The sequence below is a fragment of the Modestobacter sp. VKM Ac-2982 genome, from assembly GCF_026967935.1.
In the GTDB taxonomy this organism is placed as follows: Bacteria; Actinomycetota; Actinomycetes; order Mycobacteriales; family Geodermatophilaceae; genus Modestobacter.
The window spans coordinates 668,554-688,527 of sequence record NZ_JAPVBL010000002.1 but is presented as its reverse complement, the minus strand read 5'-3'; the positions used below and the strand labels follow the sequence as shown (position 1 = coordinate 688,527).

Annotated in this window: 17 protein-coding genes; 5 read left to right on the top strand and 12 right to left on the bottom strand. The window is 74.4% G+C overall.

Going from position 1 to position 19,974, the window contains the following annotated elements; all coding sequences use genetic code 11:
* Positions 1 to 48: 48 nt before the first annotated feature.
* Both O2W20_RS10110 and O2W20_RS10105 read right to left on the bottom strand, forming a co-directional pair.
* Complete coding sequence (locus O2W20_RS10110) at positions 49 to 1,554, bottom strand: amidohydrolase (protein ID WP_269172758.1); 1,506 nt, start codon at positions 1,552 to 1,554, stop codon at positions 49 to 51.
* Positions 1,551 to 2,582: an L-erythro-3,5-diaminohexanoate dehydrogenase gene (locus tag O2W20_RS10105; protein WP_269172759.1), complete on the bottom strand. Its 1,032-nt coding sequence runs from the start codon at positions 2,580 to 2,582 to the stop codon at positions 1,551 to 1,553. The genes O2W20_RS10110 and O2W20_RS10105 overlap by 4 nt, the downstream gene beginning before the upstream one ends.
* A 130-nt stretch (positions 2,583 to 2,712) precedes the next feature.
* Between O2W20_RS10105 and O2W20_RS10100 the strand changes: the two genes are divergently transcribed.
* The 3 genes from O2W20_RS10100 to O2W20_RS10090 all read left to right on the top strand — a co-directional run bounded on the left by O2W20_RS10100 (position 2,713) and on the right by O2W20_RS10090 (position 6,178).
* Entirely contained in the window at positions 2,713 to 4,080 is a 1,368-nt protein-coding gene (locus O2W20_RS10100) for a KamA family radical SAM protein (RefSeq protein WP_269172760.1), read from the top strand.
* A gap of 135 nt (positions 4,081 to 4,215) precedes the next feature.
* On the top strand, positions 4,216 to 4,728 hold the full coding sequence (locus O2W20_RS10095) for a GNAT family N-acetyltransferase (protein WP_269172761.1): 513 nt from the start codon (positions 4,216 to 4,218) through the stop codon (positions 4,726 to 4,728).
* A gap of 13 nt (positions 4,729 to 4,741) precedes the next feature.
* Positions 4,742 to 6,178 (top strand): lipase maturation factor family protein, encoded by a 1,437-nt coding sequence (locus tag O2W20_RS10090; RefSeq protein ID WP_269172762.1) that lies wholly within the window; start codon positions 4,742 to 4,744, stop codon positions 6,176 to 6,178.
* A gap of 3 nt (positions 6,179 to 6,181) precedes the next feature.
* Here O2W20_RS10090 and O2W20_RS10085 read toward each other — a convergent pair whose 3' ends face one another.
* Together O2W20_RS10085 and O2W20_RS10080 are read right to left on the bottom strand one after the other, a co-directional pair.
* Entirely contained in the window at positions 6,182 to 7,048 is an 867-nt protein-coding gene (locus O2W20_RS10085) for a lysophospholipid acyltransferase family protein (protein WP_269172763.1), read from the bottom strand.
* Positions 7,049 to 7,092: 44 nt separating this feature from the next.
* Entirely contained in the window at positions 7,093 to 8,250 is a 1,158-nt protein-coding gene (locus O2W20_RS10080) for a glutamate--cysteine ligase (protein ID WP_269172764.1), read from the bottom strand.
* 168 nt (positions 8,251 to 8,418) lie between these two features.
* Between O2W20_RS10080 and O2W20_RS10075 the strand changes: the two genes are divergently transcribed.
* Positions 8,419 to 9,264, top strand: coding sequence for a hypothetical protein (locus O2W20_RS10075; RefSeq protein WP_269172765.1), 846 nt, complete (start codon positions 8,419 to 8,421; stop codon positions 9,262 to 9,264).
* An 18-nt stretch (positions 9,265 to 9,282) separates the two neighbouring features.
* On the opposite strand, the gene O2W20_RS10070 is transcribed toward O2W20_RS10075, so the two are convergent.
* The 4 genes from O2W20_RS10070 to O2W20_RS10055 are packed head-to-tail and all read right to left on the bottom strand — an operon-like array spanning position 9,283 to position 13,466.
* Positions 9,283 to 11,427: an intein-containing Rv2578c family radical SAM protein gene (locus tag O2W20_RS10070; RefSeq protein WP_269172766.1), complete on the bottom strand. Its 2,145-nt coding sequence runs from the start codon at positions 11,425 to 11,427 to the stop codon at positions 9,283 to 9,285.
* Between the two features lie 38 nt (positions 11,428 to 11,465).
* Complete coding sequence (locus O2W20_RS10065; protein ID WP_269172767.1) at positions 11,466 to 11,801, bottom strand: cupin domain-containing protein; 336 nt, start codon at positions 11,799 to 11,801, stop codon at positions 11,466 to 11,468.
* A gap of 56 nt (positions 11,802 to 11,857) precedes the next feature.
* Complete coding sequence (locus O2W20_RS10060; RefSeq protein ID WP_269172768.1) at positions 11,858 to 12,340, bottom strand: Lrp/AsnC family transcriptional regulator; 483 nt, start codon at positions 12,338 to 12,340, stop codon at positions 11,858 to 11,860.
* Positions 12,315 to 13,466 carry a M24 family metallopeptidase gene (locus tag O2W20_RS10055; protein WP_269172769.1) on the bottom strand — a complete coding sequence of 384 codons (1,152 nt, stop codon included), beginning with the start codon at positions 13,464 to 13,466 and terminating at the stop codon, positions 12,315 to 12,317. Before O2W20_RS10055 ends, O2W20_RS10060 begins: the two co-directional genes overlap by 26 nt.
* A gap of 75 nt (positions 13,467 to 13,541) precedes the next feature.
* Between O2W20_RS10055 and O2W20_RS10050 the strand changes: the two genes are divergently transcribed.
* Positions 13,542 to 14,450 (top strand): 5'-3' exonuclease, encoded by a 909-nt coding sequence (locus O2W20_RS10050; protein WP_269172994.1) that lies wholly within the window; start codon positions 13,542 to 13,544, stop codon positions 14,448 to 14,450.
* 9 nt (positions 14,451 to 14,459) lie between these two features.
* On the opposite strand, the gene O2W20_RS10045 is transcribed toward O2W20_RS10050, so the two are convergent.
* From O2W20_RS10045 to tatC, 4 genes are all read right to left on the bottom strand, one after another.
* The gene (locus O2W20_RS10045) at positions 14,460 to 14,711 is read right to left on the bottom strand and encodes a DUF4333 domain-containing protein (protein ID WP_269172770.1); all 252 of its coding nucleotides are present in this window, start codon (positions 14,709 to 14,711) and stop codon (positions 14,460 to 14,462) included.
* Positions 14,712 to 15,233: 522 nt separating this feature from the next.
* Positions 15,234 to 18,071 (bottom strand): DEAD/DEAH box helicase, encoded by a 2,838-nt coding sequence (locus tag O2W20_RS10040; RefSeq protein WP_269172771.1) that lies wholly within the window; start codon positions 18,069 to 18,071, stop codon positions 15,234 to 15,236.
* 80 nt (positions 18,072 to 18,151) lie between these two features.
* Positions 18,152 to 19,048, bottom strand: a complete 897-nt coding sequence (locus O2W20_RS10035) for a diacylglycerol kinase family protein (protein ID WP_269172772.1) — start codon at positions 19,046 to 19,048, stop codon at positions 18,152 to 18,154.
* A 16-nt stretch (positions 19,049 to 19,064) separates the two neighbouring features.
* A complete protein-coding gene (tatC, locus tag O2W20_RS10030; RefSeq protein ID WP_269172773.1) occupies positions 19,065 to 19,928 on the bottom strand; it encodes a twin-arginine translocase subunit TatC in 864 nt (287 codons plus the stop codon).
* Positions 19,929 to 19,974: the final 46 nt, after the last annotated feature.

Genomic DNA, 19,974 nt, shown 5'->3' with positions numbered 1-19,974 from the left:
CGCCGCAGCCGGCGAGACGGCTCCGCGATCTCGCCCGGCGGGTGCTGGTCAGCACGGTCGTCCCGCGACGATGAGCTGGCGGCAGGTGGGGCGGGCGCGGCCGGCCAGGGCGGCGGAGAGCGTCAGCTCGGTCGCCCAGAGCGCGAGGTCCGCCGGCGCGCCCACGGCCAGCGGGCCCTCCGGGTGCTCGGCGCGGGCTGCCACCCAGCCGCCGTGGGTCGCGGCGTCGAAGGCGTCGAAGGGGCGCAGGCCGGAGCCGGGGGTGGTGTGGTCGATCGCGGCGTGCACGCCGCCCCACGGGTCCAGTGGGGTGACCGGGGCATCGCTGCCGATGGCGACGGTCACGTCGGCGTCGACGAGGTCGGCGAGCGGGTTGCAGCCGGCTGCCCGCTCGACGCCCAGCCGCTCGGCGTACATGCCGGCCGGCCCGCCCCAGGCGGCGTCGAAGGCGGGCTGGACGCTGGCGACCATCCCCCACTGGCGCAGCAGGGCGATCGCCTCGTCGCCGACCATCTCCACGTGCTCCAGCCGGTGCCGGCAGGCCCGGACGGCGTCCCGGCCCAGCTCTGCGACGACCGCCCCGACCGCGGCCAGCACCTGGTCGACGGCGGCGTCCCCGATGCAGTGGAACCCGGCCTGCAGCCCGGCGACGGTGCAGGCGCGGACGTGCTCGACGAGGGCCGCGGTCTCGAAGCGCAGCGCACCGGTGGTCTCCGGCCGGTCGGCGTAGGGGCTGCTCAGCGCCGCGGTGTGCGAGCCGAACGCACCGTCGCAGAACAGGTCACCACCGGCGCCGGCCAGCCGGAGCTCCCGGACGACGTCCAGCCCGCCGCGCTCGGAGAGCTCGCCCCAGTACCCGACCACCCGCGGCCCGGGCGCCTCGGCGGCCAGCGCGAGCAGCCCGGCGAGGTCCTCGGCGCTGGACACCTCCGGACCGGCCATCTCGTGCACGCTGCCGATCCCCAGCGCGGCCGCGGCGTCCAACGTGGCCCGCTGCGCGCTGCGCCGCTGATCGGGCGGCACCGAACCGTAGGCGGCCTGCCGGGCGGCGTGGTGGGCGTCGAGCCGGAGCCGGCCGTCGGGGCTGTACCCGGGCAGGGCGGTGATCCCAGGCACCCGGTCCAGCAGCGCGGTGGAGACGGTGGCCGAGTGCACGTCGACCCGGGCCAGGTAGGCCGGCCGCTCCCCCACCACTGCGTCCAGGTCGTGCCGGGTGAGCCCGCGGCCCTCGGGCCAGCCGGTCTCGTCCCAGCCCGTTCCGAGCACCGTGCCGGTGGGCGCGGCGGTGGTCTGGGCGGTGACGCCGGTCAAGGCGGAGCGCAGGCTGTCGGCGCCGTGCAGGTCCAGGCCGGTGAGCGCCAGGCCGGTGGCGGTGGCGTGCACGTGGGCGTCGACGAACGCGGGGGTCAGCAGCGCTCCCCCGCCGTCCAGCACCCGGCCGGCCCGGGGTGCGTCGGCCGCTGCGCCCAGCCAGGCGATCCGCCCGGCGACGACGTGCACCGCCCGGCCGGGCCGGTCCCCGACCGTCACGTCCCGGATGAGCAGCTCGCTCATGAGGCGCGGACCCGCGGCTCGATCAGGGACCGCACCCCCGGCGAGTGCCGGTAGAGGTCCATCGCCAGGGCCGCGTGCCCCGGCGTGTAGCCGTTGCCCACGAGCATCGTCACGTCCGCCGCCATCCCCTCAGCTCCCAGGGCCGCCGCCGAGAAGGACGTGGCCATGGAGAAGAAGACCACGGTGCCGCCGTCGGCCGTCGCGAGGACCGCCCCGTGCTCGGCGCCGGGGGTGTCGACGCAGACGACGGTGACGTCGACCGGCGCCCCGACCGCGGCCGCGACGGCGAGCGGGTCGGTGGCGTCGGCCACCACCACCTCGTCGGCCAGCCGGGCCGCCCGCAGCGCGGCGGCCTCCCGCTCGTCCCGCACCACGCCGACCAGCCGGCCTGCGCGGGCGTCGCGGGCGGCGGCCAGGCTCAGGCAGCCGGACTTGCCGGCCGCACCCAGGACGGCGACCGAGGGCCGGTGGCCCGACCGGTGCACGACCCGCTCGGTGGCCGCCGGGGCGCCACAGACGTCCAGCACCGCCAGCGCCACCTCCTGCGGCAGGTCGTCGGGCAGAACGGCGGCGATCGAGCGGGAGAACAACACCGCCGTCCCGGCGGCCGGCACCTGCTCGCTGCGGCCGTCCCACCGCGCCAGCCCGTCGGTGATCCGCAGCGGGGTGAGCGTGAGGGAGACCAGGGTGGCGACCCGCTGGCCGGGTTCCAGGCCGAGCGGGGAGTCGTCGCCCACCTCGTCGACGACGCCGATGAGCATCCCGCCCGAGCCGGTGACCGGGTTGTGCATCTTGCCCCGGCGCTCGACGATCCCGAGCACCGCGGCGCGCACCCGGTCGCCGTCCCCGCCGTGCTCCTCGGCCAGCTGCCGGTAGGAGGCGGCGTCGAGGTTGAGCCGGTGGACGGCGATGCGCACCTCGTCCGGGCCGATCCGTGGGTCCGCGTCCAGCCGGAGGGCGGCCTGGGGCAGCACGCCGGCCGGTTCGAGCACCCGGTGCACGCCGAGGCTGCGGTGCAGCACGTCCATCACCACCGTCGTCCTTTCGTCGTCCCCGGCGCGACACCGGAGAAGCTATCGCCATTCCTTCCAGATGCCGAACTTCTTCCCGTAGGGTCGCGGTGTCGGAGTTGGAGACACCGCGCGGACAGGAGTTCCGGTGCTGGAGCAGCCCTACGAGTACACCGCCCGCGAGCTCGTCGAGCCCGACTGGCGGCGCCTGCCCGGCTTCGCCGGGGTCACCGAGGAGGACTGGCGGAGCGCCCAGTGGCAGCGCGCGCACTGCGTGAAGAACCTCCGCCAGCTGCGCGGGGTCTACGGCGACCTGCTGGACGAGTCGTTCTACGCCGACGTCGAGGCCGACCAGGCCGGCCGGGCCACGATGTCGCTGCTGCTGCCGCCGCAGATGCTCAACACGATGGTGCCCGGCGGCGTCCCCGACGCTGCCGCCATGCTGGCCGACCCGGTGCGTCGCTACATGCTCCCGGTCGCCTCCGACCGGCTGCCCGGCGACGAGGCCAGCCACCCGCACGCAGCCCGGGACTCCCTCCACGAGCACGAGATGTGGGCGGTCGAGGGCCTCACCCACCGCTACCCCACCAAGGTGCTGGCCGAGCTGCTGTCCACCTGCCCGCAGTACTGCGGGCACTGCACCCGGATGGACCTGGTCGGCAACTCCACCCCGGCGGTGGACAAGCTGCGCTTCGACCTCAAGCCGGTCGACCGGCAGGGCGAGATGCTGGCCTACCTGCGGCGCACCCCCGGGGTGCGGGACGTCGTCGTCTCCGGCGGGGACGTCGCCAACCTGCCCTTCAAGAACCTCGCCGCCTTCGTCGAGGGGCTGCTGGAGATCGACTCGATCCGGGACGTCCGGCTCGCGTCCAAGGCGCTGATGGGCCTCCCCCAGCACTGGCTGCAGCCCGAGGTCGTCGACGGGATGGGCCGGCTGGCCGCCACCGCCCGGGAACGGGGCGTCTCGCTGGCGGTGCACACCCACGTCAACGCCGCCCAGTCGGTGACCCCGCTGGTCGCCGAGGCCACCCGGGCGCTGCTGGCGGCCGGCGTGCGCGACGTGCGCAACCAGGGCGTGCTGCTGGCCGGGGTGAACGACACCGCCGGGCAGCTGCTGGACCTGTGCTTCGCCCTCCTCGACGGCGCCTCGATCACGCCCTACTACTTCTACATGTGCGACATGATCCCCAGCGCCGAGCACTGGCGGGTCTCGCTGGCCACCGCGCAGACCCTGCAGCACGACGTCATGGGCTACCTGCCCGGGTTCGCGACGCCGCGGATCGTCTGCGACGTGCCCTACGTCGGCAAGCGCTGGGTGCACCAGGTCGCCGAGTACGACCGGGAGCGGGGCATCTCCTACTGGACGAAGAACTACCGCACCGGCATCGAGCGCACCGACGCCGACGCCCTCGACCGGCGGTACGCCTACTACGACCCGATCGCCGGCCTGCCCGCCGAGGGCCGCGCCTGGTGGGCCGCCCAGCGCGACCGCCGGCTGACCCCCGTCGGCTGCTGAAGGACCCCGCTGCCCGCGAGCCTCACGTGCGGGGTGCGGACCTCACCCTGGGGCGTGCGGTCCGCACCCGTACCGCGAGGACGGCGACCCCGCTGAGGCGTTTCCTCCGCGGCGGACGGCGGTAGCTCCCCGTGGGTGGAACTGCTGTGCACCGACCGGCTGCGGCTGCGGGCCTGGACGACGGGCGACGCCGACCTCGCTCGCCTCGCCGACCTGTACAGCCGGGACGAGGTGACCTGCTGGCTGGGCGGGGCACTGACGGTGCCGCCCGCCGAGCTGGTCGAGCGCTGGCGGCTGGTGCACGAGCTGGACCCGGCGCACGGGTGCTGGGCCATCGAGCCCCGGAGCGGGGGGCCACCGGCGGGGACGGTGCTGCTCAAACCGCTCCCCCACGGGGTCGGTGAGGTGGAGGTCGGCTGGCACCTGCACCCCGACAGCTGGCGGCGCGGCTACGCCACCGAGGCGGCCCGGGCGGTCGTCGACCGGGCGTTCGACGACGGGCTGCTGGAGGTCTACGCCGTCGTCCGGCCGGGCAACGAGGCCTCGCTGCGGGTCTGCGAGAAGCTGGGCATGCAGCCGCTGGGCCGCACCACCCGCTGGTACGGCACCGAGCTGGAGGCCTTCCGGCTCGAGGCGCCGGCGGAGTGAGCCGAGGATGGGCGTGGACTGGTTCGCCGACCCTGGCGCCTGGGCGGGCCGCTGGGTCTTCACCCGGGGACTCGCGCTCGTCTACCTGATCGCGTTCGTCGCCGCGCTGCGCCAGGGGCGGGCGCTGCTGGGCACCGACGGCCTGACCCCGGTCCCCCGGTACCTGGAGTGGGCCTCCTGGAAACGGGCGCCGAGCCTGTTCCACCTGCACTGGTCCGACCGGTTCTTCGCCGGCTGCTGCTGGACCGGCATCGTGCTCTCGCTCGCCGCCCTCGGTGGGCTGGCCGACCGCCTGCCCCTGGCGGGCTGGATGGCGTTGTGGGGGGTGCTCTGGGCGCTCTACCTGTCGATCGTGAACGTCGGCCAGATCTGGTACGGCTTCGGCTGGGAGTCACTGCTGCTGGAGGCCGGGTTCCTCGCCGTCTTCCTCGGCCCCGCGCACGTCGCCCCGCCCACGCTGGGCATGTGGCTGCTGCGCTGGCTGCTGTTCCGGCTGGAGTTCGGGGCCGGGCTGATCAAGATGCGCGGCGACCAGTGCTGGCGCGACCTCACCTGCCTGTCCTGGCACCACGAGACCCAGCCGATGCCCAACCCGTTGAGCTGGTGGTTCCACCGGCTGAGCCCGCGGCTGCACCGGGTGGAGACGCTGGCCAACCACGTCACCCAGCTGGTCGTCGTGTTCGGCCTGCTCGCGCCGCAGCCGATCGCCGGGGTGGCGGCGCTGGTCATCGTGGTCACCCAGGGGTACTTGCTGGTCAGCGGCAACTTCGCCTGGCTCAACGCGCTCACCCTGGTGCTGGCCCTGTCGGTGGTCGACGGGCGCTGGCTGGCCGCCGTCCTGCCGGTCGACCGTCCCGACCAGCTCTCCTCCCCCACCTGGTTCGTCGCGGTGGTGCTCGGGCTTGCGGTGCTGGTCGCCGCCCTCAGCGTGGCGCCGGTGCGCAACCTGCTGTCCCCCGCGCAGCGGATGAACACCAGCTTCGACCCGCTCCGGCTGGTGAACAGCTACGGCGCCTTCGGCTCGGTGACCAAGGTGCGCCGGGAGCTGGTCGTGGAGGCCACCGACGACCCCGGGCCCGACGCGGTGTGGCGGGAGTACGAGTTCCGCGGCAAGCCCGGCGACGTCCACCGCCGTCCGCCCCAGTGGGCGCCCTACCACCTGCGGCTGGACTGGCTGATGTGGTTCGTGGCCCTCTCCCCCGCCTACGGCCGGGCCTGGCTGTTGCCGTTCCTGGCCAAGCTGCTGGCCGCCGACCGGGCCACGTTGCGGCTGCTGCGGTCGGCGCCCTTCGGCACCGATCGCCCGGCCGCCGTGCGCGTCCTGGTCTACCGCTACCGGTTCACCACCCGGGAGGAGCGGCGGGAGACGGGTGCCTGGTGGCACCGCACGTACGAACGGGAGATGGTCGCCCCGCTCACCGCCGCCGACGTCGCCACGCGGGTGCGCTGAGGGTCAGCGGCGGGCGCGGGCGAGCAGCTGCTTGGCGCGGGCCAGCGGGTGCGGGGCCTTGACCTTCGTCCGGTTGCCTGCGGCGTAGTCGGCGTCGTTGACGGCGGCGATCTCCGGGGTCGGCGCGGTGCCCCCCAGGTGGACCGGCTGCCACCAGCGGTCGTCGTCCCCGGCCGGCTGGTCCGGGTAGGTGCGCTGCGCCTCGTCCAGCAGGTCCACCATCGCCGCCTTGATCCGGCGCAGCAGGGCCTGCGGCTTCTCCCCCGGCTCCGGGTACAGCGGCTCACCGATGATCACCGTCACCGGCACGTCACGGCGCAGCACGAACTTGTGCGCCTTCGTGGCGACGCGGTGCCCACCCCACACCGCGGCGGGGAGCACCGGCACCCCGGCCTCGACCGCCATCCGGGCCGCGCCCGCCTTGACGTCCTTGACGGTGAACGACGTGCTGATCGTCGCCTCAGGAAAGATCCCGACGACGTTGCCCTCCTTCAGCGCGAGGACGGCGGCGTCGAAGGCCGAGGCCCCGGCCTTGCGGTCGACCGGGATGTGGTGCATGGCGCGCATGAACGGCCCGGCGAACCAGTGCCCGAAGATGGCCGCCTTCGCCATGAACCGCACCAGCCGGTGCTGCGGCAGCGCCGCGAGCCCGAGGTAGGTGAAGTCGAAGTAGGAGACGTGGTTGCTGCAGATGACCGCCCCACCGGTGGCCGGCACGTGCTCCTGCCCGCGGAGGTCGAAGCGGAAGCGGAACAGCCGGAAGACGATGAGGACCACCCGGATGACCAACCGGTACGGGCGGTCCCGGGGGTCCGGCTTCGGCCCGAACAGGTCCCGGCGGGCGACGTCGCCCCAGCTGGCCGTGTACATGAGCGGACCCTAACCAACCCGGATCCGAGAGCGGCGCTGCGGTCTCAGTCGCCGTGGGTGGCGGCGACCGCGGCCCGGACGACGGCGGCCGGGTCACCGGTCTCGCCGAGGACCGCACGCTGCAGGGTCGCCCCGGTGCCGCGGCGCAGCACGGCGGCGACGCCCTCCTCCACCCGCTCGGCGTCCCCGCTGTCGCGCAGGGCCGTGCGGACGTGCTCGACCAGGGCGGCCACCACCTCGGCCGCCGGGGCGGGCTGGCCGGTCCGCGGGTCGACCAGGTCCCCGGTGAGGCCTGAGCGGCCGGCCCGCCAGCCGGCGACACGGAGCACCTCGGTCCGGACCTCGGGGGCCGCGACGCCGGCCCGCCACTCCCGGGCCGCCGTCTCCACCAGACCGCGCACCAGCCCGGCCAGCAGGACGGCGTCCTCGACCCGCAGTGCCACGTCGGACACCCGGACCTCCACCGTCGGCCAGGTCGCCGAGAGGCGGGCGTCGAAGTAGACCATCCCCTCGTCGAGCACCGTGTCGGTGGCGACCAGGTCGGCGATCAGCTGGTGGTACCGCGCCGGGGTGCCGAACACGGCGTTCGGGCCGGCCGAGGGCCAGCGGTTCCAGACCTGGGAGCGGAAACTCGCGTAGCCGGTCTCCCGCCCGGACCAGAACGGTGAGTTGGTGGTCAGCGCGGTGAGCACCGGGAGCCACACCCGGATCCGGTCGAGGACGGCGACCCCCTCCTCGTCGCCGTCCACGGAGACGTGCACGTGGCAGCCGCAGGTGAGGACCTCCGCGGCGGTCAGGCCGAACACCTCGACCATCTCCGCGTACCGCTCCCCCGGCGTCGTCTCCGGCTCCACCGCCACCGGCGAGCTGGCCAGGGCCGCCACCCGGGCGCCCACCGTCGCAGCGGCCGCATCGGCACGGGAACGCCAGTGCCGCAGCTCCGCGGCCACCTCGTCGAGCCCGTGGCAGACCCGGGTGCCCAGCTCGATCTGCTGCTCCTTCAACTCGGGCACCAGCCGCGGACCACCCGAGGCGCCGCCGGGGTCGGGCGGCGCGTCCGACTGCTCGGCCCGGTCGTGCTCCTGGACCGTCTCCCCCTCGCCGCGGCGGGCGGCCACCTCGAGGGCCTCCGGAGCCAGTGGCACGGGCGTGCCCGCCGGGTCCACGACGAGCAGCTCTTCCTCGACTCCCACGGTGCGCACCGACCCATGGTCACCGGGACCGGGGTGACCCTGCTGGCTGGGCCGGACGGATTGCAGTCCAGATCAGCGTGGTTGCTGATGCGCGCCCGGAGGGCGCGTCTGGTGTCCATGTCAGATGACGACAACGACAAGTTGCGACATTGTTGGGGATAACGGTAGTGTCCTGCCATGTCAGGTGCATGGCAGCCGCCGCTGCCGCACATGCCGGCTCCACCCCCAGTGCGCGCCTGGGCCCGGCTGCCCGTGCCGCCCGGGTACGAGCCGCAGTGGCGGCGGCTGGTCGAAGCGGCTCTGGAGCTGGGGCTGGGGCCCGATGCCCTGGCCGAGACCGGGCTCGAGCCGCTGGCCGAGGCTCGCGAGTGGAAGCCGGCCACCATCGCCCTGTACAGCAAGGTGGCCCGCTACGGCGGGATCGGAGTCCCCCGGGCCACCACGCCCGAGCCCGACCCGGTCACCCTCGACCTGCGGGAACTGACCCGGGTGCGCGGCGAGGCGCCGGAGCACCTGCGCTCGGTCGCCTGGTGTGCGCTCGCCCTGGGCTGGCCGGGGACGGTGGGGCAGTTCCGGGCCTTGCGCCGCGACCAGGTGCACGCGACGACCCGCCGTCTCCACGTGTGCACAGAGGACGGTGAGTGGTCCGTGCCCGGTGCGCTCACCGCCTGGCACGCCTGGGAGGCCGTCCGCAGCCGGTTCCCCGGCCTCGCCGCGAGCCCCTGGGTGCTGCCGGCCCTGCGGCGTGGGCCTGGCCCGAGCTCGCACGTCGGTGGGCAGCTCTCCACCCAGGCCCTGCAGGTGACGTTCGCCAAGCACGCCGTCCGTACCGCCACCGCCATGCGCGCAACGGCCCCGCCGAGCCGCCGGGAGCAGGTCGAGGAGCTGGCGGCCGACTACCTCACGCTCTCCTACGACTCCTACCGTCGGCTGGCGCTGGCCGGCGGGGCGCCGCCGGTGGGCCCGCGCGGAGCGGTGCGGGCACTGCGGACCGTCGGTCGTCGCGCCCGGCTGGCCGGCTGAGCGACACCCAGCTCCCGCTCAGCACAACGAGAGCTGCTCGGGGGTCTCCTCGACCACTGTCGGCGCCGGCCGACGGGAGGGGAGGCTGCCGGCGGGGAAGCCCGCCGACTCGTCCCCGGGCAGCCCGAGGCCGCTGCCGGTGTCGACGCCCCGTGCCACTCCCCCGCTCTGCCGGTCCAGGCCGTACCGCGCGAGCACCGGGGCCACCCGGCCGGCGAGCCACGTGCGGTACTCGGCCGGCACGTAGGCGCCGCGGCCGTAGAGCTGGCGGTACCGGCCGACCAGCCCGGGGTGCTCCCGGGACAGCCAGGCGGTGAACCACTCCCGGGCACCCGGGCGCAGGTGCAGCGGCAACACGGTCACCCCGGTGGCCCCGGCCGCGGCGATGGCACCGATCGCTGCCTCCAGGTGGTCCATCCGGTCGGTGAGGCCGGGCAGCACCGGGGCCAGGAAGACCCCGCAGGGCAGCCCGGCGTCGGTGATCGCCCGCACCAGGTCCAGCCGCGCCCGGGGCGTGGGGGCGCCGGGTTCCAGGGCGGCGTGCAGGTCGTCGTCCCAGATGGCCATCGACACGCCCATCCCCACCGGGACGTCGCGCGATGCGGCAGCGAGTCGGGGGACGTCGCGACGGGCCAGCGTGCCCTTGGTCAGCACCGAGAACGGGGTGCCCGACCGGGCCAGCGCGTCGATGATCCCGGGCATCAGCCGGTAGCGGCCCTCGGCCCGCTGGTACGGGTCGGTGTTGGTGCCCAGGGCGACGTGTTCCCGCTGCCAGGACGGCCGGGCCAGCTCACGTCGCAGCACGTCGACGACGTTGGTCTTGACCACGATCTGCTGGTCGAAGTCGGCGCCGCTGTCCAGCTCCAGCCACTCGTGCGTCCCCCGGGCGAAGCAGTTGTGGCTCACGACGCCGTTCGCGATGAAGTCCCCCGTGCCGGTGGTGATGTCGTACATCGGCATCTCCAGACCGAGGTCCCGGACCTCGGTCACTCGTAGATCAGCCGTGCTCTTGATGGCTGTGCCCTGTACCTGGCACTTGCGGCGGATCGCCGGGTCGACGAGGTGGATGAAGCGCAGGTGCTCTTTCAGCCCGCCGCGCAGGCGGACCGTCCGTACCCGGTTCGCCAGGCGCCTGTCCTCCAGGACGCTGTCGAAGCCCAATGCGGTGAAGGCGGCACTCGTCCGTTCGAGCATCTCGTCATCGGCGTTGGTGATCCTGAGGACGTGCTGGCTCCGGCTGCCCTCGGCGTCGAAGACGCCGGCCAGGAAACCCCGCTGCCAGGCATCTGACGGCTGTTCCGGCCAGGCGATGAGTTCGAAGATCCGGGACACGGAGGCGGCTGACGACGTCCTGATGGCGCTCATCGCGCGGCGCTCGGGGGTGACAGCGGAGAACTCGAACCAATCGGTCGAGATCCCCGCCTGCGTCAGGTAGGCCTGAGATCGCCGTAGGCCGTCCAGGTCGGCCAACGCCAGTCGGAACCGGTGCAGGTCGCCATGGACCCGCCCGGCTCGCTGGTAGCGGTACACCTTGAGGTGGGCGTCGCCGCGCACCATGCCGGTCAGGTAGCCCCGTCGGTAGTCCTCGCAGACGTCGACCGTCGGAGCTGACCGGCCGAAGCCGAGCAGTTCGTCGTTGGTCGTCAGGTGAGGGCGCTGACCCGCTCCGCAGCTGGCGCCGGTGACGTGCTTCCAACCACGCCCGGTCAGGAATCGATGGTCACCGCTCGCGATGATCGTCGTGCCATCCGCGAGCGTCACCCGGTGGGCGGGCTTGACGGTCGACCAGTGCGCCAGCACCTCGGTCTCGAGATACCGGCGATACCGGTCTCTCTTCTCCGTCCCGATGATCCGGTCCCCCACCACCAGGTCGGCAATGGCCCGCTGGGAGCCGTCCGCCATCAGCACCTGGGTGTCGCCCGACAGGCAGTACACGCACGCATGGGAGCAGCCCCGGTAGGGGTTGATCGTGTGGCCGAACGGCATCGCGGAGCCCTTCGGTACCGCGTTCAGTGCGCTCTTGGCCCGCACCTCGTGGAACGTCAGGCCCGGGAACTCCGGCACCTGCACGCTGCGCAGCAGGCCACGGACGTCGGGCAGCCCGGGCAGGGTGGTCGGTTCGTCGAAGTCCAGCCGCTGGGCGTCCCACCGCATGCCGCCCATCCGAACACATGTTCGACCGGCTGTCGAGCCACCTCAGGTCAGTCCGGTCCGAGCCTCCCGGACGGTGTGGTGGCGTCCCCGTCCTTGAGTTCGACGAAGACGGTGTGCGTCGGCGTCGCGCCGATGTTCTCCCCGGCGTGCTCCTGCGCCGGGAGCCACCGGGCGGCTCCGGCGGGGAGCTCCACGTCGACCTCCCGACCGCCGGTGGACAGCCGCCGCCGGAACGAGCTGAGCGTGATCATCACGCTGTCCGGGTGCCGGTGCGGGGTGGTGCGGTGGCCCGGCGCGTCCTCGTACTCGAGCACCCGGACGCGGGCGTTCTCGAAGACCACGCGGTAGCTGTCGGGGTTGCTGCTGATCGGGTCGAGGTCCATGGGCCAACGTAGCGCCGGCCGACGTCGTCCGGTCCGGTCCCGTGCCCGCCGCCCGGTCAGACCGGCGGGCGGTCCTCGTAGAAGGTGGAGAGGACGACGGTGGTCCGGGTGGTCACGTTGGCCGCCGACCGGATCTCGTGCAACAGCGCCTCGAGCGCATCGGGTGAGGCCACCCGGACCTTGAGGATGTAGCTCTCCACCCCCGCCACCGAGTGGCAGGCCTCGATGGCCGACAGGTGCGCCAGCCGGGTCGGCGCGTCGTCGGGCTGTGCGGCCTCGATCGGGGTGATGGAGACGAACGCGGTCAGCGGCAGCCCGAGCCCCTTGGCGTCCAGCTGTGCCGCGTAGCCGGTGATCAGCCCACGCTGTTCCAGCCGGCGGACCCGCTGGTGCACCGCGGACACCGACAGCCCGACCCGCTCGGCCAGGTCGGTGAAGCTGGCCCGCCCGTCGCGGGCCAGGGCGCTCAGCAGTTCGCGGTCGACGTCCTGGGCCGCCGCGGGCCCGCCCGGCTCAGCCGGGGAGTTCGACGAGCTCACGGGGACCGTTGTTGAGGTTGCGGACCCCGTCGTCGGTGCAGACGACGATGTCCTCGATCCGGGCGCCGTAGCGGCCGGGCAGGTAGATGCCCGGCTCGACCGAGAAGGCCATCCCCGGCTCCAGCGGCAGGTCGTTGCCGGCGACGACGTAGGGCGCCTCGTGGGTGTCCAGCCCGATGCCGTGCCCGGTGCGGTGGATGAAGTGCTCACCGAAGCCGGCCTTGGTGATGACGTCGCGGGCCACGGCGTCGACCTGGGCGCAGGTGACACCGGGGCGCACCGCGGCGACGGCCGCCGCCTGCGCCCGCTGCAGGACGGAGAACCACTCGACCAGACCGCGCGCGGCGTACCCGCCGACCAGGTAGGTGCGGGTGCAGTCGGAGCGGTAGCCGGTCGCGGTCTCCCCGCCGATGTCCACGACGACCACGTCGCCGGCCTCGACCACGCGGTCGGAGACCTCGTGGTGCGGGCTGGCGCCGTTGGGGCCCGAGCCGATGATGGTGAAGTCGACGCCGACGTGGCCCTCGGCCAGGATCGCCGCGGCGACGTCGGCCCCGACCTCGGCCTCCGTCCGCCCGACCCGCAGCCACTCCCCCATCCGGGCGTGCACCCGGTCGATCGCCGAACCGGCGATGGCCAGCTCCTCGATCTCGGCCGGCGTCTTCACCATCCGCAGCCGGTCGATGACCGGGCTGGCCAGCTCCAGCGCGGAACCGGGCAGCGCCCGCTGGATGCCCAGCGCGTGCTCGGCCCAGGTGCGCGAGCCGACGGCCACCCGGGCCGGCGCCTTGCCCAGCCGGGCCGTGACCGCCTCGGCCAGCCGGGCGAAGGAGTCGTCGGTCTCGTCCCAGGCCAGCACCTCCAGCCCCAGCGAACCGGCCGGGGAGGCGACGATCATCGGCGCCTCCAGCCGCGGCACCACCAGCAGCGGCTCGCCCCGGCGGGGCACGGCCAGGGCGGTCAGCCGCTCCATGGCGTGCGCGTCGTAGCCGCAGAGGTAGCGCAGGTCGGAGCCGGGCGTGACGACGACGACGTCGATGCCCAGCTCGTCGGCGACGGCGCGGGCCGCGTGCACCCGGTCGATGGACACCAGCGGGGAGGAGGGAGGAGGAGAGACGGCGACCACGTGCGCAGACTATCCACGGAGCACGACAGGTCCGACCGTCGTCATCGCACCGTTACCGTGCCCGGCGTGACGACGATGCTGCTGGACGCGGCGAGCCTGTACTTCCGCGCCTTCTACGGGGTGCCGACCAGCGTGACCGGGCCGCACGGCCGGCCGGTCAACGCCGTCCGCGGGTTCCTGGACATGACCGCCCGGCTGGTCGTCGCCCACCGGCCGCAACGGCTGGTCGCCTGCTGGGACGACGACTGGCGCCCGGCGTTCCGGGTCGCGGCCCTGCCCAGCTACAAGGCGCACCGGGTGGCGCCGGCGGGCGGTGAGGAGGTGCCCGACGAGCTCGGGCCGCAGGTGCCGGTGCTGGCCGACGTGCTCGCCGCCGCAGGGCTGACCCGGGTGGGCGCCCCCGGTTACGAGGCCGACGACGTGATCGGGACCCTCGCCACCCGGGCCCGCGGGCCGGTCGACGTGGTCACCGGCGACCGGGACCTCTTCCAGTTGGTCGACGACGCCCGCGACGTCCGGGTGCTGTACACCAACCGCGGCATCAACGACCTGGAGTTCGTCGACGAGGCGGCGGTGGCGGCCAAGTACGGCATCCCGGGCCGCTCCTACGCCGACTTCGCGGTCCTCCGCGGCGACCCCAGCGACGGGCTCCCCGGGGTGTCCGGCGTCGGCGCGAAGACGGCCGCCGCGCTGATCAACGAGTTCGGCTCCCTGGCCGGCATCCGGGCGGCGGCCGCCCGCACCGCCGTCCCGAAGGCGCCGCTGACCGCGGCAGTGCTGAAGAAGCTGCACGCGGCCGCGGACTACCTCGACGCCGCCCCCGAGGTGGTCGCCGTCGTCACCGCCATCGACCTGCCACCGGTGGACGGCGCACTGCCCCGCGAGCCGGCCGACGCCGAGGCGCTCGCGGCGCTGGCCGAGGAGCACGGGCTTGAGTCCTCGGTCCGCCGGCTGGGGTCGGCGCTGGGGTGGGGCCAGGGCTGAACCGCCCCGTCAGCCCGCGTCCCAGGTGTAGTCGCCGTCCTCACCGCGGAGCGTGATCGTGACGGTGACCGGTTCGCCGTCGGTGGTGCGGCCGGCGCAGGAGTAGGTGGCGCCGGCGCGCACCGGGAGCTCCTCGGCGCAGCTGAGGTCCAGCGCGATCCCCTCCCGGTCCTCGAACTGGCCGGCGACGGCGCGCTCGACCGCCGCCGGGTCGAGCCGGGTGGAGCCGAACGGGGACGGCAGCGTGAGCGCGGCAGCCACCAGCAGGACCGCGAGCAGCAGCAGGCCCAGCCGCCGCGGCCGCCGGGACGGGGTCCGGGCCGGGGGCGCGGGCGGACCCCAGCCGCCGGGGAACCCCTGCTGGTCGGGGAACTGCCCCGACGGCGGGCCCCAGCCGCCCGACCGACCGGGCCCGCCGGTCGGCGGACCCCAGCCGCCGGACTGCCCGTACTGATCCGGCTGGCCGTACCGGGGTGGTGGACCGTACTGAGGTGGAGGCCCGTACGGGGATGAGCCGTACGGGCCCGGCTGGCTGTGCCGGGGAGACCCGCCCCAGCCCCGCTGCTCCGCGGGCCCTCCCGGTGCGGTGGAGGGCGGCCCCCCATCGCCCTGCGCGCCGCTGCCTCCGGGTGCCGCCGGCCAGGAGCCGGGCGAGGCACCCGTCGGGCGCACCCACCGGGACTGCGGGTCCTCGCCCTGTGGCGGCTGGCTCATCGTCGCTCCTCGATCGGGCCCGGCACCCGGGGCGGGCCGATTGTGTCCCACCGGCCCGCCGGCCGCGGCTCAGTCGGTGACGGCGACCGCCACCACCCCGCGGCGCACCCGGCCGACGGCGGCGCGCGCCACCCCGGCCAGCGGGTCGTCGGCGACCTTGGCGAGCTGGTCGAGCAGGTCGATCAGCTGCCGGGCCCAGCGGACGAAGTCGCCGCCGGAGAGCTCGGTCCCGGCCTGTTCCGCCCCGGCCAGCACCCGGTCGAGGCTCTGGCCGTCGGCCCACCGGTAGGCGGCCCAGACGAAGCCCAGGTCCAGGTCGCGGGTCACCGGGACGGCGTGCTCCCGCTCCACGTCGGACAGCGCCGTGTGCACCCTGCGCATCTCGGCGAGGGCCCCGGCGACCTTCCCGGCGGGCACGGAGGGCTGGGCGGCGCTGTCCCGGCGGGCCTCGAACACCAGCGCGGAGACGCAGCCGGCGAGCTCGGCCGGGGTGAGCCCGCGGAACGCCCCGGCGCGCAGGCACTCCGCGGTCAGCAGGTCGGTCTCCGACCAGATCCGGCCCAGCCGGCGGCCGGCCTCGGTCACCACGGCCGAGCCCGGGGCGGCACCCTCGGCGTCCAGCGCCGCCACCGGCTGCAGGTAGCCCAGTTCGGTGAGGACGTCACAGGTGCGGTCGAACTGCTGGGTCAGCGAGTTGGTGCGGTCGGCGATCTGCCTGCGCAGCCGCTCGGCGTCGCGCAGCTCACGCAGCCAGCGGTCGGCGGCGCGCACCCGGTCCTCCCGGTCGGGCAGCCCGTGCACCGGGTGGACGCGCAGCGCGTGCCGGAGGTCGGCGAGCACCGGGTCGTCGTCGGCCGCGGACCTGCCCTTGGTGCGCCGGGCGCCCAGGCCGTTCTCGGCGCGGGCGTTGCGCAGCGTCGAGGCGAGGTCCCGACGGGCGTGCGGGCTGCGGTGGTTGAAGTTCTTCGGCACCTTCACCCGGGCCAGGGCGCTCACCGGGGACGGGAAGTCGCCCGAGGCCAGCCGACCGGCCCACTTGTCCTCGGTCAGCACCAGGGGCCGGGGGTCGGTGAGCTCGGTGACCCCCGGGTCGAGCACCACGGCCAGCCCCTGGCGTCGTCCGCTCGGCACCCGGATGACGTCCCCGGCCCGCAGCGCGGCCAGCGACTCGGCGGCCTCCATCCGGCGCTTGGCCTGGGTGTCACGGGACAGCGCCTTCTCCCGCTCGGAGATCTCCATCCGCAGCCGGGCGTACCCGGCGACGTCCAGCACGGCGGCGCTCAGCCCCGCGTTCATCTCCTTGAGCAGCCGGGTGGCGTCCTCCTCGTGCCGGGCGGCCGAACGGGCCAGGCCGACCACCGACCGGTCGGCCTGGAACTGCGCGAAGGAGGAGGCGAGCAGCTCACGGGCGCGATCCCGGCCGAAGGCACCGACCAGGTTCACGGCCATGTTGTAGCTGGGCCGGAAGGAGGACCGCAGCGGGTAGGTGCGGGTGCTGGCCAGCCCGGCGACGGCCGCCGGGTCGACGCCGGGCGCCCACACGACGACGGCGTGCCCCTCGATGTCGATGCCGCGCCGGCCGGCCCGGCCGGTCAGCTGGGTGTACTCCCCCGGGGTCACGTCCGCGTGGGCCTCGCCGTTCCACTTCACCAGCCGCTCGAGGACGACGGTGCGCGCCGGCATGTTGATGCCCAGCGCGAGGGTCTCGGTGGCGAACACCGCCTTGACCAGGCCGCGGACGAAGCACTCCTCGACGGTCTCCTTGAACGCCGGAACCAGCCCGGCGTGGTGGGCGGCGAACCCGGCGAGCAGGCCCTCCCGCCACTCCCAGAAGCCCAGGACGTGCAGGTCCTCCTCGGGCAGGGAACCGGTGCGCCGGTCGATGATCTCGGCGATCGCCCGGCGCTCGGTCTCGTCGGTCAGCCGCATCCCCGAGCCCAGGCACTGGTGCACCGCGGCGTCGCAGCCGTTGCGGCTGAACACGAAGGTGATCGCCGGGAGCAGCCCGGCGCGGTCGAGTCGCTCGATCACCTCCGGCCGGGACGGCGGCCGGTAGCGGGGCTTGTGGCTGAACCCGCCCCGGGTGCCGCCCCCACCACCGGACCAGCTGTCGAAGCGCCTCTCCTGCTCGTGCACGTAGCGGACCAGCTCCGGGTCGACGACGGCGCGGCCGCGCTCGCGGGTGGACAGACCGCGCGGGGTCTGCTCCCACTCCGCCGCGTGCGCCGCTGGCCGCAGCGCGAACAGGTCGAACACCCGCCCGCCGACCAGCATGTGCTGCCAGAGCGGGATCGGCCGCACCTCGCTGACCACGACCCGGGTGTCCCCGCGGACGGTGACCAGCCAGTCGGCGAACTCCTCGGCGTTGCTGACCGTGGCCGACAGCGAGACCAGCCGGACGTGCTCGGGGAGGTGGATGATCACCTCTTCCCAGACCGCGCCGCGGAACCGGTCGGCCAGGTAGTGGACCTCGTCCATCACGACGTAGCCGAGGTCGGTCAACGCCGGGGAGTCGACGTAGAGCATGTTGCGCAGCACCTCGGTGGTCATCACGACCACGGGGGCGTCGCCGTTGATGGCGTTGTCCCCGGTGAGCAGCCCGACCTTCGCCGACCCGTACCGGTCGCAGAGGTCGCGGTACTTCTGGTTGCTGAGCGCCTTGATCGGCGTCGTGTAGAAGGCCTTGCGGCCCTCCTGCAGCGCCTTGTGGACCGCGAACTCCCCCACCACCGTCTTGCCGGCGCCGGTCGGGGCGCAGACCAGCACGCCCGAGCCCTCCTCCAGCGCCTCGCACGCCTCCACCTGGAACGGGTCCAGGGAGAAGCCGAGGTCGGCGGTGAAGTCCGAGAGGGTGGGGTGTGCGTTCCGCCGGCGGGCAGCCGCGTAACGCTCAGCCGGGCTCGACATGCCCCCACGTTAGGCGCTCTTCCCACGTGCCACCGGCCGTCCCCCTCCACCACCGAAATGGCCATTTTGGTGGTAGGCGGTCAGGAGGGGGTGGTGCCGAGGACGGTGACGGCGCCGGGCACGCAGACCGTCGTGGCCGGGAGCGCGCCGATCGGCTCGCCGTCGGCCCAGGTGGTCAGGCCGGTACCGGCGAGGCCGACCTCGCGGCCGCGGAGCACGCTCACGGCGGGGTGGCCGACGTGGCTGCCGGCGGCCAGCCGGGGGCGGGTGCGCACCAGCTCCCGACGGCTGACCGGCCCGATGACGACGACCTCCAGCAGCCCGTCGGCCGGGTCGGCGCCGGGCGCGATCTTCAGCCCGCCGCCGTACCAGGGGGTGTTGCCGACCGCGACCAGGGTGACCTCCCGTTCGCGGACGGCGCCGTCGACGGTGATCGTGACCGCGCGGGGCCGCAGCTGGGCCAGCTCCAGCAGGATCGCCAGGTCGTAGCGGCGGGGGCCGCGGGGCCAGCGCAGCCGGTTGGCCCGGTCGGTGACCGCCGAGTCGAAGCCGCAGCACAGCACGGTGCCCCACCACCGCTCGCCGGTGCGGGCGGCGTCGATCTGCCGGCTGCGGCCGGCGTGCAGGTCCGCGGTGAGCGCGTGGGCGGCCTGCACCGGGTCGGCCGGCACGCCCAGGGCCGTGGCCAGGTCGTTGCCGCTCCCGGCGGGCAGCAGGGCCAGCGGGGTGGCGGTGCCGGCCACCGCCTGGAGGGCGGCGTGCGCGGCGCCGTCGCCACCGAGGGCGGCGACCGCGGCGACCCCGTCGGCCACCGCCGCAGCGACCTGCTGTTCCGCCGCGGTCCGGGTGGCGGCCGCCAGGACCCGCGGGCGCACCCCGCCGTCGGTGAGCGCAGCGATGACCGCCGCCGTCGCCCGGGCGGCGCGCCCCCGACCGGCCGCGGCGTTGACCAGGACGGCGACCTCAGGCCGCGTCACGCCGTGACCGGCCGGCTCAGCGTCGGAGGTGTTCCGGCTCGTCGATCGGGCTCGGGGTGGTGTCCAGCGGGCTGGCCGCCTCGATGCCCGGCGAGGCGTCGTCGTCGTCCAGCCCGGCCAGGCCCTCGGCCTCGGCCCGCTTGGCCCGCCGCTTGTCGACGACCCGGGCGATCTGGATCGCGATCTCGAAAAGCACGCACATCGGTGCCGCCATCAGCAGCATCGTGAACGGGTCCTGGGTGGGCGTGATGAACGCGGCGAAGACGATGGTCAGGAAGTACAGCCAGCGCCGGCTCTTCGACAGCGCCTCGTAGGAGAGGACGCCGACCAGGTTGAGCACGACGGCGACCAGCGGCAGCTCGAAGCTCACCCCGAAGGCGATCAGCAGCGAGATGACGAAGCCGAGGTAGTCCTGCGCGGTCAGCGCGATCGCCACGCCGTCGCCGGCCAGGCCGAGCAGCAGCTCCAGGCCCTTGGACAGCGCGATGTAGGCCAGCGCGGCCCCCAGCGCGAACAGGCTGCTGGACACCGCCACGAAGGACAGGCCGTACCGCTTCTCGTTCCGCTTCAGCCCCGGGGTGATGAACGCCCACACCTGGTACAGCCAGAACGGCGCGGAGATCACCACACCGACGAGGAAGGCGATCTTCAGCCGGATCAGCGCGCCCCCGAATACGTCGGTGATCAGCAGCTCGCAGTCGCCGTCGCCGCCGGTGCCGAGCGCGCGCAGGTCGGTGTCCAGGCCGCAGTACGGCGCCCGGATGAACTCCCCCAGGCCCTGCTCGTACCACCAGAAGGCCACTGCCGTGCCGATCAGCACGAACAGCAGCGCGATGCCCACGCGGTTGCGGAACTCGCGGAGGTGGCTGATGAGGCTCATCGTCGCCGCGGCGTCCCGTTCGGGACGCCGCGGTCGACGGTCACGC